Origin of the sequence: Streptomyces sp. NPDC050743 (assembly GCF_044456925.1) — a bacterium.
Classification (GTDB): Bacteria; Actinomycetota; Actinomycetes; order Streptomycetales; family Streptomycetaceae; genus Streptomyces.
The window spans coordinates 1-16,389 of sequence record NZ_JBITGJ010000007.1 but is presented as its reverse complement, the minus strand read 5'-3'; the positions used below and the strand labels follow the sequence as shown (position 1 = coordinate 16,389).

The window sequence follows — 16,389 nt, the reverse complement described above, 5'->3', positions numbered from 1 at the left end:
AACGGCGTTACGGGCCGTCAGGTGCCCGCGTTCTCCTTCACCGTGATCCTTCCCTTGCGGATGGTGGCCAGCCGCGGGGCCTTCTTCGCTATCACGGAGTCGTGGGTGACCATGATGAAGGTCAACCCGTGCTCCTTCCACAGGCGTTCGAGTACGTCCATGATCTCGTCGCGCATGCCCTCGTCGAGGTTGCCGGTCGGTTCGTCGGCGAGCAGCACCTTGGGCTTCTTCACCACGGCCCGGGCGATGGCGACGCGCTGCTGCTGGCCTCCGGACATCTCGCCGGGGAGGTGGGAGAGGCGTTCACCGAGGCCGACGGACTTCAGTGCGTCGGCGGCGAGTTCGCGGCGTTCCTTGACCTTGATGCCGAGGGGGACGAGGGCCGTCTCCACGTTCTCCTGGGCGGTGAGGGTGGGGATGAGGTTGAAGGACTGGAAGACGAACCCGATGTTCTCGCTGCGGACTCGGGTCAGCCGGGCCTCGCTGAGCTTGGCCAGGTCGGTGCCGTCCAGGACGACTTCCCCGGAGGTGGGGCGGTCGAGGCCGCCGAGCATCTGCAGAAGGGTGGATTTGCCGCCGCCGGTGGGGCCCTGGATGACGAGTCGGTCGCCGTCGGCGATGGTCAGGTCTACACCGTCGAGGGCGTGGACGGTGTCTTTGCCGCGGGTGTAGCGCTTGGTGACGTTTCTGAGTTCGTACACGGTGGCTCCTGGGGAGGGTTCGGGATGGTGCGCTTGTCGTCGGCTGCGGGTGCCGGCGGGCGGTCGTGCCGGTGAGACCGCCCCGGCCGCAGCCGGCCTCGGCTACTCGACGCGGCGCAGGGCATCCGCCGGACGGAGCCGCGACGCGCGCCAGCCGCCGAAGGCGCCCGCGATGAGGCCACCGGCCACCGCCAGGCCCACCGCCAGGGCGATCGTCGTGACGCTGACCGGGGCCGTCAGGGCGACCTCCAGGGACTTCGCCGCCTGTCGGCCGGGACCGCCGAAGCCGCCCCCACCGGGCCCGCCGCCGAAGCCGCCGCCACCACTGCCGCCGCCCAGCTGGGCCTGCAGGGTGGGGCTGATGGCCGTGACGGCGTAGGCGCCCGCGAGGCCCAGGGCGATGCCGAGGGCGCCGCCGACCAGGCCGTTGACGATGGCCTCGCCGACCACCTGCCGGGTCACCCGGCCCGACTTCCAGCCCAGCGCCTTCAGCGTGCCGAACTCGCGGACGCGGCGGGAGACCGCGGAGGACGTCAGCAGGCCCGCGACCAGGAACGCGGCCACCAGCACCGCGATGGACAGCCACTTGCCGACCTTGGTGGCGAGGGAGGAGGCGGTGGACAGGGAGCCGGAGACCGTCTTCGCCAGGTCGGAGGAGGTGGTGACCGTCGTACCGGAGACGTTCTTCTGGATGGCGCTCTTGACGGAGTCGATCTTCTGGGAGTCGGTCGCCTTGACGTAGATCGTGGTGACCTTGTCCTTCTCGTCCGCGAGGGTCTGCGCCTGCTTCAGCGGGATGTACAGGTCGGCCGCCGAGTCGCCGCTGTCGGCGGTGGCGATGCCGATCACCTGGAACTTGGTGCCCTTGACGGTGAGGGTCGAACCGACCTTGTACTTCTTCTCCTTGGCGTACGCGGAGTCGACCACGGCCACCTTGGCGTTCGTCTCGCTGGTCCTGAAGCCACGGCCGCTGGTGATCTTCGAGGAGGTCAGCGGGCCGACACCGGTCCTGCTGACGTCCGTGCCGAAGACGGTGTACTGGTTGATGTCGAAGTTCGCGCCGCCGCCCTTGACCTCACCCTGCGGCGCGCCGGTGGGGCCGCCCCGCTGGAACCCTCCGGTGCCGCCGTTCTGCTGGAACTGGCCGCGGGTGAACTGGCCGCTGACCTTGAACACGTTGAGGCTCAGCCCGCCGACGGCGGTCGAGACGCCCTGCTGGCCGGCGACCTTGCCGACGGTCGAGGAGGACAGGGTGGTGAAGCCCTGCACCATGACCCGGTCGCTGCTCTGGGTGGACTTGTCGTCGTCGCCCCGTGCGTCGAACTGGAAGCGGGGCCGCTGCGAGCTGCTTCCGCTCGGCGTCTGCGCCTTGGTGACGGTCATGTCCGTGCCCAGGCCGTACAACGACTGCAGAACCTTGTCCTGGGCCTTCCCCATGCCGCTGGACACGGAGTTGACCACGATGACCAGCGCGATGCCCAGCGCGAGGCCGGAGGCGACGACGAGGGCCGCCTTTCTGCGGCGGCGCAGTTCGCGCCTCAGGTAGGTGAAGAACATGGCCGCAAGCTAGGGACGGACCGTGACGGCACCCTAAGCCCGGCATAAAAGAAGCATGAGAACGCTGTGGTCCAGCCCGTAAAGGGCCCAGAAACGCCGGTGCCGCCCTCGAAGGGCGGCACCGGGAAGCTGTGGACGAACCGTCAGACGGCCGAACCGGCCTTCCACTGGGCCCAGTCCATGTTCCAGCCGTTGAGGCCGTTGTCCGGGGAGACCGTCTTGTCGCCGGTGTTCTGGACGACCACGACGTCACCGACCAGCGAGTGCTCGAAGAACCACGCGGCCGGGGTGCTCGGGTCGTTCGCGCCCTTCTTGTCCTGCAGGCCGACACAGCCGTGGCTGGTGTTGACGTTGCCGAAGACGGACGGCGCGCCCCAGTAGTTGCCGTGGATGAAGGTGCCCGAGGTGGTCAGGCGCATGGCGTGCGGCACGTCCTTGATGTCGTACTCGCCCTTGCCGTCGGAGTCCTTGAAGCCGACGGTCGCGCCGTTCATGCGGGTCTGCTTGAACTTCTCCGAGATCACCATCTGGCCCTCGTAGGTGGTGTGCTCGGGGGCGCCGGCGGAGATCGGGATGGTCTTGACGACCTTGCCGTCCTGAGTGACCTTCATCTGCTTGGTCTTGGCGTCGACGTAGGAGACCTGGTTGCGGCCGATGTGGAAGGTGACCGTCTTCTGCTGGACGCCGGTGACGCCGGGCGCGCCCTGGACGCCGTCGAGAGCGAGCTTCAGGGTGACGGTGGAGCCTTCCTTCCAGTACTGCTCCGGGCGGCAGTCCATGCGGTTGGCGTTGAACCAGTGGCAGGCGACCTCCTGGCCGCTGCTGGAGGTCACGGTGACGCCCTTCTGCACGGCCGCCTTGTTGGTGATCGCCTTGTCGAAGTTGATCGAGACCGGCATGCCGACGCCGACCGTGGAGCCGTCGTCCGGGGTGAAGGTGCCGATGAAGCTGTTGGCCGGGGAGACGGTGGTGAAGGACGCGTTCTCGTTCGCTATGCGGCCCTGGGCGTCCTTGGCCTCGGCGGCGACCTTGTAGGTGGTCGAGCGCTGCAACTGGACGGTGGGCTTCCAGCTCTTCTTGTCGGCGGAGAGCTGACCGGAGACGGCCTTGCCGTCCTGGGTGGTCATCGTGACGCCGGTGAGCGTGCCCTTGCTGACCGTGACGGCGGCGGAGTTGTTGATCGACGCGTTGTCGGAGCCGTCCTTGGGCGTGATCGTGATCTGCGCCTGGGAGGACTTCTTCGCCGCCGCAGCGTCGGCCTGGGCCTGCGAGGATTCGTCCTTGTCGGACGTCTTGGCGTTGCCGCCGCCGGAACAGCCCGCGAGGGCCAGGACACCACCGAGCAGTGCGGACGCGGCCATCAGGCCCTTGCGCCGCTTACTGTCCGTCATCACACACTTCTCCATCGTTGCCGGTTGGCCGGAAAGCCCCGTAGATGAGTCCCCGCAAGAACCCTCAACGCTACGGCCGTGTCGTCCCGTTCCACCTTCGTCGGATCTGTGGGGCACACCACGTCCGCGCGCGCGGGTGGTGCGGGTGGTGCGGGTGCCGGTCCGTGCGTCCCTTGAGACGACGAAACCCCGGACGGCGGTTGCCGTCCGGGGTTCAGGGTGTCCCGTGACGCTCAGCCCATGCCGTCCTCGTCTTCGTCGTCCTCCACATCTTCCTCGTCCAGCTCCCAGTCCGGCGAGTCCGGGTCGTAGTCGATTCGCTCACTCGACCAGGACGCCTGCTGCAGCTCCACCCCGGGCACCTCGCTGACCAGGTCGAACGGGTCCACGAGATACGCCAGGGCCTCGGCGGTGTCTTCCGTCACAGCGGCCTCGGCCTGGGCCCGTTCCGCCGCCGGCAGATCCGGATCGGCGGCGAGCCGGCCCATCGCGGCCTTGCCGACCTCGTCCTCGTCGTGCACCTCGAGGACCAACTCCACTCGAAGCCGTACAAAACGTGATGCGTCTTCAGCGTTCATGGCGGGAGCGTACGACTGAAACCTCCCGTGACTTTCCTGTGACCCGCGACTTTCACTAACATCACTGCCCACGGCCAATTCGCCAGCATCACAAGGGGATCGATATTCCGTGTCATCCGCTCGCCGTCCGCTGCTGACCGCCACCGCCGCGGCCACTCTGTTGTGTGCGTTGTGGTTCGTCCCGTCCGCCAACGCCTCGCAGGACTCCTCGGACAGAGCGAGCACGGAGACGTCCACGACACAGCTGACCCAGCAGGCCAGGGCCGTGTCGCAGGCGACCGCCGAGACCGCGCGGGAGGCGGCGGACGGCACCCAACTCGCCGACACCGGAAGCATCGACACCACGCCGTACGTCGTCGGCGGCACCCTCTTCCTCGGTGTGGGCGCCGGCTTCGTGGTGTATTCGGTACGCCGGGAACGCATGGGCTTTTAATCTGCCTTGACGAACCTTTGACGTTTCGCACATAGTGCGCCCATGAAGAGATCATCGGGCGTGCGGCTGTGCGCCACCGCAGTTGTGGGTGCACTGTCGCTCGCCCTCGTCACGGGCTGTTCCGGCGGGGATTCCGGCGGCGACTCGAAGGACTCCGGCACGGCCGCGAAGGCCCTGAGCGCCGCCGAGTTGAAGAAACTGATCATCGCGGAGGGCGAGGTCCCCGGGTTCACGGTGGGGGCCGTGCCGGCCGCCCGGGCCAAGGCGATCACCACCGCCGACGCGCAGTGCCGGCCGCTGGTCCGCGTGCTGAGCGGGCTCCCGCCGGCCGACGCGGCGGCCAAGACCGACCGTCTGGCCACGCAGAAGCAGAAGAAGGACCCCGCCGCCAAGCCGACATCCCTGGACGACCTCGACGAGGGGAAGTTCGAGGAGGCGATGCACAAGTCCCTGGACCGGGACCTCACCACGGTCACCCTGGCCTCGTACGACGGGGACGGCGCCGAGAAGGCCCTCGCGTCGCTGTCCACCGCGGTGAAGGACTGCGCGAGCGGCTTCCCCGCCCAGCAGGCGGGGACCAAGGTGCGGTTCTCCAAGGTCGCCGAGGAGAAGGCGACGGGCGCCGGGGACGGGTCGGTGGCGTTCACCGCCACCATGGACTCGGACGACGGGGACGCCGCTCCCGTCCACGCCGAGGTGCTCCGGCGCGGGAACAACCTGTCGGTCTACTTCACCTCGAACCTGGGCGCGATGATGGCCAAGAAGGCGTACACGGTGTCGCCCGAGGTCGTCAGGGCCCAGCAGGCCAAGCTGAAGTGACACGCCAACAGGGGCCCGCACACGGCAGGGCCCCTGTTTCTCGCGCGGAGACGTTACTGCAGCGGGCCGGTGACCGACTCCGCCGCGGCGACGAGCCGGCCGTCGCGCACGAACGCGTCGGCGGCGGCCAGGTCGGGCGCCAGGAACCGGTCCGGGCCCGGGCCCTGCACACCGGCGGCGCGCACGGCCTCGATCACGGCCTGGGAGGCGGGCGCCGGGCTCAGGCCCTCGCGCAACTCGATGGCGCGGGTGGCCGCGTACAGCTCGATGGCGATGATGCGGGTGAGGTTGCCGACGGCGGTGCGCAGCTTGCGCGCGGCCGACCAGCCCATGGAGACGTGGTCCTCCTGCATGGCGGAGGACGGGATGGAGTCCGCGGAGGCCGGTACGGCGAGCCGCTTCATCTCGCTGACCAGCGCGGCCTGCGTGTACTGGGCGATCATCAGCCCGGAGTCGACACCCGCGTCGTCGGCGAGGAACGGCGGCAGACCGTGGCTGCGGTTCTTGTCCAGCAGCCGGTCGGTACGGCGCTCGGCGATGGAGCCGAGGTCGGCGGCGGCGACGGCGAGGAAGTCCAGGACGTAGGCCACGGGCGCGCCGTGGAAGTTGCCGTTGGACTCCACGCGGCCGTCGGGCAGCACGACCGGGTTGTCGACGGCGGAGGCCAGCTCCCGCTCGGCGACCAGGCGGGCGTGCGCGATGGTGTCGCGCCCGGCACCGGCGACCTGCGGGGCGCAGCGCACGGAGTAGGCGTCCTGGACGCGCGGGGCGTCGTCCTGGTGGTGCCCGGTGAGCTGCGAACCCTTCAGCACGGCCAGCATGTTGGCGGCGGAGGCGCCCTGCCCGGGGTGCGGGCGGATGGCGTGCAGCTCGGGGGCGAGCACCTTGTCGGTGCCGAGCAGTGCCTCCAGGCTCAACGCGGCGGTCACGTCGGCGGACTTGTACAGGGAGTCGAGGTCGGCGAGGGCCATGATCAGCATGCCGAGCATGCCGTCGGTGCCGTTGAGGAGGGCGAGGCCCTCCTTCTCGCGCAGCTCGACCGGCCTGATCCCGTGCTCGGCGAGCAGCTCAGCGGCGGGGCGGACGGTGCCGTCGGGCCCTTCCGCGTCCCCCTCGCCCATGAGGGCCAGGGCGCAGTGGGACAGCGGGGCCAGGTCGCCGGAGCAGCCGAGGGAGCCGTACTCGTGCACGACCGGGGTGATCCCGGCGTTCAGCACGTCGGCCATGGTCTGCGCGACCTCGGGCCGGACGCCGGTGTGTCCGGAGCAGACGGTCTTGAGCCGCAGGAACATCAGGGCCCGTACGACCTCGCGCTCGACCCGCGGGCCCATGCCGGCGGCGTGCGAGCGGACGATGTTGCGCTGCAGCTGGGCGCGCAGTTCCTGGCTGATGTGCCGGGTCGCCAGGGCGCCGAAGCCGGTCGAGACGCCGTAGACCGGGTCCGGCTTGGCCGCCAGCGCGTCCACGATCTCGCGGGCCGCCGCCAGGGCCGCCACCGCCTCGGCCGACAGCTCGATGCGGGCACCGCCGCGCGCCACGGCGAGCACGTCGGACGCCGTGACACCCGACGTCCCCACCACCACAGTGTGCATATCCATATTCAGGAGCGTACGCATTGAATGCGGCGATGTCACTAGTGGAGTACGGGAGAGACCCTTACCGATCCGTGTGGCCTTCGCCTCAACGGCGAAACTACGGCCGGCGCCCGCGGAACCGGCGCCGCTCGGCGGGCGACACGTGCGGCGGCTCGTCGGCCAGCCGTACGACCGGATCCTCCGGCCCGCCCCGGCCCGCCACCACCGGCCGGTCGGCGCCGAGGGCCTTGGCCCGGTACTGGGCGGCGTCGGCGAGCCGGAACAGCCGCCGCGCGTCCCGCACCTCCCCGATCGGATCCTCGGTCGAGGCGACCCCGCACGCCACCCCTTCCCCCAACTCCAACTCCCCCGCCCTCCGGCACAGTTCATCGGCCGCTTTGACCACGTCATCGGCGGCCGGCCCGACGGCCAGCAGACAGAACTCGTCCCCGCCGAGCCGCGCGACCAGCGCGCCCGGCACCATGGCGCCGCACAGCGACAGCACCGAGCCGAAGCGCTCCAGGAGCCGGTCGCCGACGGCGTGACCGAGGGTGTCGTTGACCCGCTTCAGCCCGTTGAGATCGCACACGACGAGGCTGACCACCAGACCCTCCGTGCGGTGCCGCTCCACCGCCTCCTCCAGGCGCACGTCCACGGCCCGCCGGTTGGCGAGCCCGGTGAGGGCGTCGGTGTACGCGAGCCGGCGGGCCTCCTCCAGCCGCTCGGTCTGCGCGAGCCCGGCGGCGACGACGGCGGCCAGCACGGTCGCGAAGTCGGCGTCGGCCGGGTCGAACACGGGGGCCTTGACGGGCCGGGCGACGTACAACTCGCCCCAGGCCCTGCCGTGCAGCACGACCGGGGCGACCACGCAACAACCCCGGCCGCGGCGGCGCAGGGCGGCGACCCGGTGGTGGAAGTAGCCCGGCGTGCCGGCGGCCGTCCCCTCGGCGGTCTCCACCCACGCGTTGGGGCCGCCCCCGCCGGCCCACCGCTCGTGCAGGAACTCGGTGATCTCCGGGAACTGGTGCACCGGGTAGGCCTCGGATTCGGGGAACTCCTCCTCGTCCGGGCGCCGGTCCCCCACGTTCACGAGGACGCGGAGCCGGCCGAGCTCCCGCTCCCACACCGACAACGCGGCGAAGTTGCCGTCCAGCGCCCGGCAGGCGCCGAGTGCGGCGGCCTGCCACGAGTCCCGGGGGGTGTGCGCCGCCGCCATCCCCTGCGCCAGCGCCACCACGGCGGCCAGCCGCTTGTCCTCAGCCATTACTCCAGGTTAGGGAGGATTTGGGGTAATCGGGACATTGATGGGGCGATCGGTGGATGGATCTTGGAGCCCCGCGCGTTTTCGGGACGCCTCACTCACCGGGCCACTCCGGCTTGCGCTTCTCGTTGAAGGCCGCCACCCCCTCCGCCCGGTCCCCGGAGAACGCCACGGTCCGCCACGCCGCGTCCTCGACCTCCAGGCCCGCCCGGAGATCCAGGCCGTGTCCGAGGCGCAGGGCGCGCTTGGCGGCCCGGAGGCCGACCGGCGAGTTGCCGGCGATGCGGGCGGCCAGGTCCAGCGCCTCCTCCCGGTCCCGGCCTTCGTCCACCAGCCGGTCCACGAGCCCGAGTTCGGCCGCCTCCGCGGCCTCGAGCCGCCGGGCCGAGAAGATCAGCTCGGCCGCCCGCGCCGCGCCGACCCGCCGCGGCAGCAGCTGCGTACCGCCGCCCCCGGGGATCACGCCCACGGACACCTCCGGCAGCCCCACCACCGCCGTACGGTCAGCCACGATCAGGTCGCAGGACAGGGCCAGCTCGAAACCGCCGCCCAGCGCGAAGCCGTGCACCGCCGCGATCGTCGGCATCGGCAGCTCCAGCACCCCGGTGTACGCCCCGCGCGTCACCGGCCGCTGCCGCAGCAGGTCCGCGTCGCTGAAGGAGTTCCGCTCCTTCAGGTCCGCGCCGACGCAGAAGGCCCGCTCATGGGACGAGGTCAGGACCACCACGCGCGCGTCCCGGTCACCGGCCAGCGCCGTGCACGCGGCGGTGAGGGAGCGGGCCATCTCCGTCGAGACGGCGTTCATGGCCTTGGGCCGGTCCATGACCAGCTCCGCGACATGTCCGTGCCGCCGCACCAGCACGAACTCCCCGAACCGCTCCTCGCTCATGACATCCTCCGGCTCACGTGTTAACGCGGGTTAACGCACTCTCGGCCCGATCATCGCAGCCGTACCCGATCCCGGGAAAGCCCAGGGGGCTACGCCCGTTCGAGTGACATCCCGGCCGTCCCACCCCACATCGCCCACAGGACCGCATAGCGTGCGTCCGCCACGGCATGCCCGGGGCGCGGCCGGAAGGGGAACCGGGGAGGGGAACCATGGCACCGATACGTGCACAGGCCCGTACGGCACAGAAGGCACCGGGATCGGAGGGGGAGCCGGAAGGCCGCGGCGAGCCGGCCGGTGCGTCCGGCGTACGGCGCGGGCGGCACCGCAAACCGCGCCCGCGCAAGGTCCTGCTCGCCGCCGGCGGTCTCGCCCTCGCGGCGGGCGTGCTCAGCCTGGTCCGGGTCTCGCCGGAGTCGGGCGTCGGCGCCCCGGGCACGGCGGAGGCCGAGCCCCGCGCCGACGCGGGCGGCGGCACCGCGGACCACGCGTCGAACACCGCCGCCACGATCTCCGCCGACCCCACCGCACTGCCCTCGGCGACCTCCGTCATGGGCGGCAGGAGCCCCGCGCCGGCGCCCACGGGCACACGCACCGGTCCGGCCGCGCCCAAGGCATCGGCGAGGGGCACCGCCGTGCCGACCGCGACCGCCGTGCCGACCGCGACCGCCCTCCCGACCGCTCCCGGCACCACCTCCGGCACCACACCGCGGCCCTCGGCGACGACGTCCGCCCCGCGTCCGGCCCCCACGACCGCCCAACCGGCGCCGACCACACCGTCGCCGACCACACCGTCGCCGAGTCCCAGCACAACGGACCCGGGCCCGGGCGAGCTGTGCGTACCGGTCCTGGGCTTGTGCGTGGACGTCCACTGAGGAGACGCGCGCGCCTACGGCTGGCCGTCGCGGCGGGCCAGCAGCCAGGGCTCGACCACGCCGAGCCCACGCACCGGGCGCTGCCACATCGGCTGGAGCGCGAAGCGGTACTTCGGCGGCTCCTCGCCCTCCTTCTCGGCGGCCGCCGCGGCCTCGGCCGCCGCGGCCTCGGAGGCGGGCGCCTCGCCGGTACGGATCAGCTCCTCGGCGAAGGCGCTGTCCACCAGCACGGCGTCCCGGGGGGCTATGGAGGTCAGCCGGGAGGCCAGGTTCACCGTCGTACCGAACACATCACCCATACGAGTGGTGACCGTGCCGAACGCCATGCCGACCCGCAGCTCGGGCATCGTCTCGTCGTTCGCCAGCGTCTCCACCAGCCGCAGCGCGATGTCCGCGGCGAGGCCGGCGTCGTCCGCCGCGTAGAGCACCTCGTCGCCGAGGGTCTTGATGAGCCGGCCGCCCCGCGCGGCCACCAGGTCGGCGGCGGTGGTCTCGAAGGCCTCGACCAGCTCTCCGAGCTCCTCCTCCTCCATCCGGCGGGTCAGCCGGGTGAACCCGACCAGGTCGGCGAAGCCGACGGCGAGCCGCCGGTCGACCATCTCCTCGTCGTCCGCCGACTGCACGACCCGCCCGGCCGAGGCGGCGAGCTGGCGCCGCCACACGTAGACCAGGAACTCCTCCAGTTCGGGCAGGAGCAGCTCGACGATCGGGTACGTCACCTCGGTGCGGGTCATCCCGGGTTCGGGCGGCTCGGTCAGGCCCTCCAGGAAGGAATCCATCTGCCACTCGGCCAACCGGGCGGTGGTCTGCCCGGTGGACCGGGCGACCTGCACCGCCATGGCCTCACTCAACAGCCCCGCCTCGACCAGACCGGCGAGCCGGCGCAGGGCCAGCACATCGGCCTCCGTCAGCGCCTTGGCCTGCCCGATGTCCGCGAACCCCATCGCCCGCCAGAACCGGGACGCCAGCTCCATGGAGACACCGGCGCTACGGGCCGCCTGGAACGGCGTGTAGCGGCGCTCGGCGCCCAGGATGAGCTGTTCGAGGCGCAGGGCCAGCGGGTCCTCGCCGGGGTCGGCGGCGTGGGCGTTCCCCCGCTCCTGGGGAGGGTCCACCCGGCCGTCCGCGTCCGCGCCGGAGCCCGTGTCGTCGACGGTCACGCCTGCTGCCCTTCCGATCTGCCGCGGTCACGTTTCGACCGGCCTCAACTCTACGGCAGGTGTGCGCCAGCTCACTCCGTCGGGTTCGGCCGACGGTCCACTTCCCGGTGCCGGGCGCGCTGACCGGCGTTGCCGCCGGCCACCCCGGGGGCTGCACCCCCGGGCCCCGCATCGGGGCAGGTCCGGGGGTGCCCCCGCAGTCGCCGAGTACCGGTCCACCGTGGTTGGTCGCGCAGTTCCCCGCGCCCCTTCGGGGCGCTGCCGTGCTGTCGGCCTCATGGCCACGGCGCCGCAGGCATCCGCTCACGCGGGCCGCAGATGCACGATGTCCCCCGCCCCCACCGGCTCCTGCACACCCGTCTCCGTCGCGATGACCAGACGCCCGTCCCCGTCGACCGCCACCGCCTCGCCCACGATCGACCGCTCCCCCGGCAGCTCGGCCCGCACGGTGCGTCCGAGCGTCGCGCACCCCCCCGCGTAGGTCTCCTGAAGGCCGCTGACCGCGGGATCGCCTTCGGCCCCCCGCCACCGCCCGTACCAGTCCTCCAGCGCCCGCAGCACCGCCCGCAGCAGCGGTTCCCGGTCCGTGCTCACCGCCCCGGCCAGCGCCAGCGACCCCGCCTGCGGCACCGGCAGCTCCTCCGCCCGCAGCGTGACGTTGACGCCGACGCCGATGACCACACCGTCCGCACCGGCCCGCTCGGCGAGGATGCCCCCCGCCTTGCGCTCCTCGCCCGCCACGGTCACCAGCAGGTCGTTGGGCCACTTCAGGGCCGTGTCCACGCCTGCCGCCCGGGACAGCCCGGTCGCCACGGCGACGCCGGTGAGCAGCGGCAGCCAGCCCCACCGGGCCACCGGCACCTCGGCGGGCCGCAGGAACACGGAGAAGAACAGGCCCGAGCGCACCGGCGCCGTCCACCGGCGGTCCAGGCGCCCCTTGCCCGCGGTCTGCTCCTCCGCCACCAGCACCGCCCCCTCGTCCGCCTTCCCGGCGACGGCCCGGGCGACCAGGTCGGAGTTGGTGGAGCCGGTGCGCTGCACCACGTCCACCGCGCTGTACAGGCTGCCCTCCCGGACCAGCGCGCGCCGCAGAGCCGCGGCGTTCAGGGGCGGACGGTCCAGGTCGGACCAGCGGCTGTCGTCTGATGCATTGTGCGGCGTCATGCAAGTCACCCTAGGTGTGGGAAACGCCGCACTGCCGACCCACAGGCCCAGCACTACTCTACGGATGAGTAACCGTCCCCCTTTTGAGCAGGCAGGGAGCCGCATCCCGATGTCCGAGCCGGAAGAGCGTCAAGAGATCCACACGCCTCAAGGGATCGATATCCACACGACCGCGGGCAAGCTCGCGGATCTCCAGCGCCGCATCCACGAGGCGACGCACGCCGGCTCGGAACGCGCCGTCGAGAAGCAGCACGCCAAGGGCAAGCTGACGGCCCGTGAGCGCATCGAACTCCTTCTCGACGAGGGCTCCTTCGTCGAGCTCGACGAGTTCGCACGGCACCGGTCGACGAACTTCGGCCTGGAGAAGAACCGGCCGTACGGGGACGGCGTGGTCACCGGCTACGGCACCGTGGACGGCCGCCCGGTCGCCGTCTTCTCGCAGGACTTCACCGTCTTCGGCGGCGCCCTCGGCGAGGTCTACGGCCAGAAGATCGTCAAGGTCATGGACTTCGCGCTGAAGACCGGCTGCCCGGTCATCGGCATCAACGACTCCGGCGGCGCCCGCATCCAGGAAGGCGTGGCCTCCCTCGGCGCCTACGGCGAGATCTTCCGCCGCAACACCCACGCCTCCGGTGTGATCCCGCAGATCAGCCTGGTCGTCGGCCCCTGCGCGGGCGGCGCGGTCTACTCCCCGGCCATCACCGACTTCACGGTCATGGTCGACCAGACCTCGCACATGTTCATCACCGGCCCGGACGTCATCAAGACCGTCACCGGCGAGGACGTCGGCTTCGAGGAGCTGGGCGGCGCCCGCACCCACAACACCGCCTCCGGCGTGGCCCACCACATGGCGGGCGACGAGAAGGACGCCATCGAGTACGTCAAGCAGCTGCTGTCGTACCTGCCGTCCAACAACCTCTCCGAGCCCCCGGTCTTCCCCGAGGAGGCGGACCTCGCCGTCAGCGACGAGGACCGCGAGCTGGACACCCTCGTCCCGGACAGCGCGAACCAGCCGTACGACATCCGCACGGTGGTCGAACACGTGCTGGACGACGGGGAGTTCTTCGAGACCCAGGCGCTGTTCGCGCCGAACATGGTCACCGGCTTCGGCCGTGTCGAGGGCTACCCCGTCGGCATCGTCGCCAACCAGCCGATGCAGTTCGCCGGCTGCCTGGACATCGACGCGAGCGAGAAGGCGGCCCGGTTCGTGCGCACCTGCGACGCCTTCAACGTCCCGGTGCTCACCTTCGTGGACGTCCCCGGCTTCCTGCCGGGCGTCGACCAGGAGCACACCGGCATCATCCGGCGCGGCGCCAAGCTGATCTACGCCTACGCCGAGGCCACCGTCCCCCTGATCACGGTCATCACCCGCAAGGCCTTCGGCGGCGCCTACGACGTCATGGGCTCCAAGCACCTGGGCGCCGACCTCAACCTGGCCTGGCCGACCGCCCAGATCGCCGTCATGGGCGCCCAGGGCGCGGTCAACATCCTGCACCGCCGCACCATCGCCGAAGCGGAGGACGTCGACGGCACCCGGGCCCGGCTGATCCAGGAGTACGAGGACACCCTCCTCAACCCCTACATCGCGGCCGAGCGCGGTTACATCGACGCGGTGATCATGCCGTCCGACACCCGCGCCCACATCGTCCGCGGCCTGCGTCAGCTGCGCACGAAGCGGGAATCCCTGCCTCCGAAGAAGCACGGCAACATCCCCCTGTAAAGGAGCCGCTGTGACGATCAGAGTCGTACGGGGCAACCCGACCCCGGAGGAGCTGGCCGCCGCTCTGGCGGTGGTCCGCGCCCGCGCCGCGGCGGCAGCGGCGACGCCGCCCGGCGCGAAGGGCCCGAGGGACGCGTGGTCCGACCCGAGCAGGATCGCCGCCGCCCACCTGCCCAAGCCCGGGCCGGCGTCCTGGACCCGCACCTACTGGCCGGGCTAGGGGCGACACGCGAGGGGCGCGGGGCCGTATCGGCATGCGGCTCCGCCGCGTGGGCGCACAGCGGGGAGACACCGGGCGCCAACCTGAGTAGCAGTACTCAGGCGCCCACCCGCCACCGACCCGCACGCTGGACGAGTGCTGTGGTCAGACCCCGAGAACGAGCCGCCGAAGGAGATGCGCGACGCGCACGACATGCTCCGGCGGCTCGGCTTTCTCATCGCCCTGGCCATGGTCCTGATCATGCTGGTCATCGGCCTGAGGTGAGCCGGACAGGCGCCCGCTGGCTAGTCTGACGGCATGACTGCCAAGCCACGCCGCCGCTTGATCCTCGCCTCCCAGTCCCCCGCCCGCCTGGGCCTGCTCAGGCAGGCCGGCCTCGCACCGGAGGTGATCGTCAGCGGCGTCGACGAGGACGCCATCACCGCCCCCACCCCCGCGGAGCTGGCGCTCGCCCTGGCCGAGGCGAAGGCCTCGGTCGTGGCGGCGAAGCCGGGCGTGCAGGGCGCCCTGGTGATCGGCTGCGACTCGGTGCTGGAGCTGGACGGGCAGGCCCTCGGCAAGCCCGCCGACGCCGAGGAGGCGACCGCCCGCTGGAAGGCGATGCGCGGGCGCGCCGGGACCCTCCAGACGGGGCACTGCATCTGGGACACGGCGGCCAAGCGGTACGTGTCCGGGACCGCCTCCACCGTGGTCCTCTTCGGTGACCCCAGCGACGAGGAGATCGCGGCGTACGTGGCCTCCGGCGAGCCCCTCTACGTCGCCGGGGCCTTCACCCTGGACGGCCGTTCGGCGCCGTTCATCGAGGGCATCGAGGGCGACCACGGCAACGTGATCGGCATCAGCCTGCCCCTGGTGCGCAAGCTGCTGGCCGAACTGGGCGTCAGCATCACGGAGTTGTGGTCACCGGAGGAGTGACTGGGCGGGCACGGAGTCCCGCGGCTCGTCGTCCCCGTCCCGCGGCTCGTCCGTGGCCGGGGCCGGCGAGGCCGCCGGGGCCGTGACCGGACCGGGCTCGCCCTCGGCCTTCGGGTCGCCGCCCTCGTCCGCACCGCCCCCGGCCGCGGCCCGCTGCGGGCCGCCGTCACGGTCGTACGTCATCAGGAGCAGGACGACGAGGCCGAGCACCGCCACCATGAACAGGAACGCCGTCCAGCCGACCAGGCCCCAGACGAAGGCGCCCAGCAGGCCGTGGACGACCGCCACGCTGATCAGCAGGACGCGGCCGAAGCCCGCGGGGGCGCGGTCGCGTATCGCGACCAGGACGGCCACCAGCGCGCACAGCGCGAAGTAGAGGCCGAACACGAGGCCGCCGATCTTCGAGGACGTCGCCATCACGTCCGGGTCGAGGCCGGCCAGGGACATGTCCTGGCGGTCGACGACCACACCGAGGAACCAGTTCAGCGCCCCGATGAAGAACGCCTCCGCCAAAAGGACGATCGCCACGACCCATGCCACCGGTCTGCGCACCACCGGTCCCCACCCACTCTCAAGCCACGCCGCTGTTACCCCAGGTACGTTCGAGTCGTCATGAACGCTACTAACGGGTAAACCGTGGGACAAGGGTTCGCGCGGCAGCAAAGAATCATTGGGCCATTCGTAGGGACTCGACAAAGAAACAGAGTGGGGCGCAGCACGCTCTCACAGAGACCTTGACCACATGACGGGGCTAGGGTTTCCCGGAGGAGCCCTGCGTACCGAGGTGCGACAAGGCTTTTCGCGGGTCGAGCGCGCCTCGCATCACGCTCCGTGTGGGCAAGCTCACCATTGGGGACGGGTCGAAGTGCCGTGTCGGCAGTCCCTAAACTCGGCTTGTTTCAAGGAGGGAGCCTCAATCGTGCGCAAGGTGCTCATCGCCAACCGTGGCGAAATCGCTGTCCGCGTGGCCCGGGCCTGTCGGGACGCCGGGATCGCGAGCGTGGCCGTCTACGCCGACCCGGACCGGGACGCTCTGCATGTCCGCGCCGCGGATGAGGCGTTCGCCCTGGGCGGTGACACCCCGGCCACCAGCTACCTGGACATCGAGAAGGTGCTGAACGCGGCGCGCGAGTCC

The 16,389-nt window shown here is 71.4% G+C and carries 18 protein-coding genes; 8 read left to right on the top strand and 10 right to left on the bottom strand.

The features are described from left to right. Positions 1–17: 17 nt before the first annotated feature. The 4 genes from ACIBJF_RS10320 to ACIBJF_RS10305 all read right to left on the bottom strand — a co-directional run bounded on the left by ACIBJF_RS10320 (position 18) and on the right by ACIBJF_RS10305 (position 4,227). Positions 18–701: an ABC transporter ATP-binding protein gene (locus ACIBJF_RS10320; RefSeq protein ID WP_399173263.1), complete on the bottom strand. Its 684-nt coding sequence runs from the start codon at positions 699–701 to the stop codon at positions 18–20. 102 nt (positions 702–803) lie between these two features. Next, positions 804–2,258, bottom strand: a complete 1,455-nt coding sequence (locus ACIBJF_RS10315) for an ABC transporter permease (protein WP_399173262.1) — start codon at positions 2,256–2,258, stop codon at positions 804–806. A gap of 143 nt (positions 2,259–2,401) precedes the next feature. Further along, positions 2,402–3,649 (bottom strand): Ig-like domain-containing protein, encoded by a 1,248-nt coding sequence (locus ACIBJF_RS10310; RefSeq protein WP_399173261.1) that lies wholly within the window; start codon positions 3,647–3,649, stop codon positions 2,402–2,404. A gap of 233 nt (positions 3,650–3,882) precedes the next feature. Next, positions 3,883–4,227 (bottom strand): hypothetical protein, encoded by a 345-nt coding sequence (locus ACIBJF_RS10305; protein WP_399173260.1) that lies wholly within the window; start codon positions 4,225–4,227, stop codon positions 3,883–3,885. A 109-nt stretch (positions 4,228–4,336) separates the two neighbouring features. Here ACIBJF_RS10305 and ACIBJF_RS10300 point away from each other — a divergent pair, with 109 nt between their 5' ends. Further along, complete coding sequence (locus tag ACIBJF_RS10300; RefSeq protein ID WP_399173259.1) at positions 4,337–4,660, top strand: LPXTG cell wall anchor domain-containing protein; 324 nt, start codon at positions 4,337–4,339, stop codon at positions 4,658–4,660. A 42-nt stretch (positions 4,661–4,702) separates the two neighbouring features. Beyond that, positions 4,703–5,479, top strand: coding sequence for a hypothetical protein (locus ACIBJF_RS10295; protein WP_399173258.1), 777 nt, complete (start codon positions 4,703–4,705; stop codon positions 5,477–5,479). Positions 5,480–5,532: 53 nt separating this feature from the next. Here the strand turns inward: ACIBJF_RS10295 and hutH are convergent, their stop codons facing one another. The 3 genes from hutH to ACIBJF_RS10280 all read right to left on the bottom strand — a co-directional run bounded on the left by hutH (position 5,533) and on the right by ACIBJF_RS10280 (position 9,203). Then, positions 5,533–7,071 (bottom strand): histidine ammonia-lyase, encoded by a 1,539-nt coding sequence (gene hutH, locus ACIBJF_RS10290; protein WP_399173429.1) that lies wholly within the window; start codon positions 7,069–7,071, stop codon positions 5,533–5,535. A gap of 100 nt (positions 7,072–7,171) precedes the next feature. Beyond that, positions 7,172–8,317: a GGDEF domain-containing protein gene (locus tag ACIBJF_RS10285; protein ID WP_351798878.1), complete on the bottom strand. Its 1,146-nt coding sequence runs from the start codon at positions 8,315–8,317 to the stop codon at positions 7,172–7,174. Between the two features lie 91 nt (positions 8,318–8,408). Next, positions 8,409–9,203 (bottom strand): enoyl-CoA hydratase-related protein, encoded by a 795-nt coding sequence (locus ACIBJF_RS10280; RefSeq protein WP_351798875.1) that lies wholly within the window; start codon positions 9,201–9,203, stop codon positions 8,409–8,411. A gap of 209 nt (positions 9,204–9,412) precedes the next feature. Between ACIBJF_RS10280 and ACIBJF_RS10275 the strand changes: the two genes are divergently transcribed. Further along, entirely contained in the window at positions 9,413–10,075 is a 663-nt protein-coding gene (locus ACIBJF_RS10275; RefSeq protein ID WP_399173257.1) for a hypothetical protein, read from the top strand. Positions 10,076–10,089: 14 nt separating this feature from the next. Here ACIBJF_RS10275 and ACIBJF_RS10270 read toward each other — a convergent pair whose 3' ends face one another. Both ACIBJF_RS10270 and ACIBJF_RS10265 read right to left on the bottom strand, forming a co-directional pair. Beyond that, positions 10,090–11,235, bottom strand: coding sequence for an adenylate/guanylate cyclase domain-containing protein (locus tag ACIBJF_RS10270; protein WP_399173256.1), 1,146 nt, complete (start codon positions 11,233–11,235; stop codon positions 10,090–10,092). 303 nt (positions 11,236–11,538) lie between these two features. Next, positions 11,539–12,399 carry a biotin--[acetyl-CoA-carboxylase] ligase gene (locus ACIBJF_RS10265; RefSeq protein ID WP_399173255.1) on the bottom strand — a complete coding sequence of 287 codons (861 nt, stop codon included), beginning with the start codon at positions 12,397–12,399 and terminating at the stop codon, positions 11,539–11,541. Between the two features lie 109 nt (positions 12,400–12,508). Here ACIBJF_RS10265 and ACIBJF_RS10260 point away from each other — a divergent pair, with 109 nt between their 5' ends. The 4 genes from ACIBJF_RS10260 (at position 12,509) to ACIBJF_RS10245 (ending at position 15,254) form a co-directional block, all read left to right on the top strand. Beyond that, positions 12,509–14,119 (top strand): acyl-CoA carboxylase subunit beta, encoded by a 1,611-nt coding sequence (locus ACIBJF_RS10260; RefSeq protein WP_399173254.1) that lies wholly within the window; start codon positions 12,509–12,511, stop codon positions 14,117–14,119. Positions 14,120–14,129: 10 nt separating this feature from the next. After that, positions 14,130–14,339, top strand: coding sequence for an acyl-CoA carboxylase epsilon subunit (locus ACIBJF_RS10255; RefSeq protein WP_356301771.1), 210 nt, complete (start codon positions 14,130–14,132; stop codon positions 14,337–14,339). 135 nt (positions 14,340–14,474) lie between these two features. Then, positions 14,475–14,603 (top strand): morphogenic membrane protein MmpB, encoded by a 129-nt coding sequence (mmpB, locus tag ACIBJF_RS10250; protein WP_399173253.1) that lies wholly within the window; start codon positions 14,475–14,477, stop codon positions 14,601–14,603. Positions 14,604–14,636: 33 nt separating this feature from the next. Further along, positions 14,637–15,254: a Maf family protein gene (locus ACIBJF_RS10245; protein WP_399173252.1), complete on the top strand. Its 618-nt coding sequence runs from the start codon at positions 14,637–14,639 to the stop codon at positions 15,252–15,254. On the opposite strand, the gene ACIBJF_RS10240 is transcribed toward ACIBJF_RS10245, so the two are convergent. Then, positions 15,240–15,809 carry a hypothetical protein gene (locus ACIBJF_RS10240; protein ID WP_399173251.1) on the bottom strand — a complete coding sequence of 190 codons (570 nt, stop codon included), beginning with the start codon at positions 15,807–15,809 and terminating at the stop codon, positions 15,240–15,242. The two genes, ACIBJF_RS10245 and ACIBJF_RS10240, sit on opposite strands and share 15 nt — an antisense overlap. 364 nt (positions 15,810–16,173) lie before the next feature. Here ACIBJF_RS10240 and ACIBJF_RS10235 point away from each other — a divergent pair. Further along, on the top strand, positions 16,174–16,389 hold a 216-nt coding region (locus ACIBJF_RS10235), incomplete at its 3' end, for a biotin carboxylase N-terminal domain-containing protein (protein ID WP_399173250.1).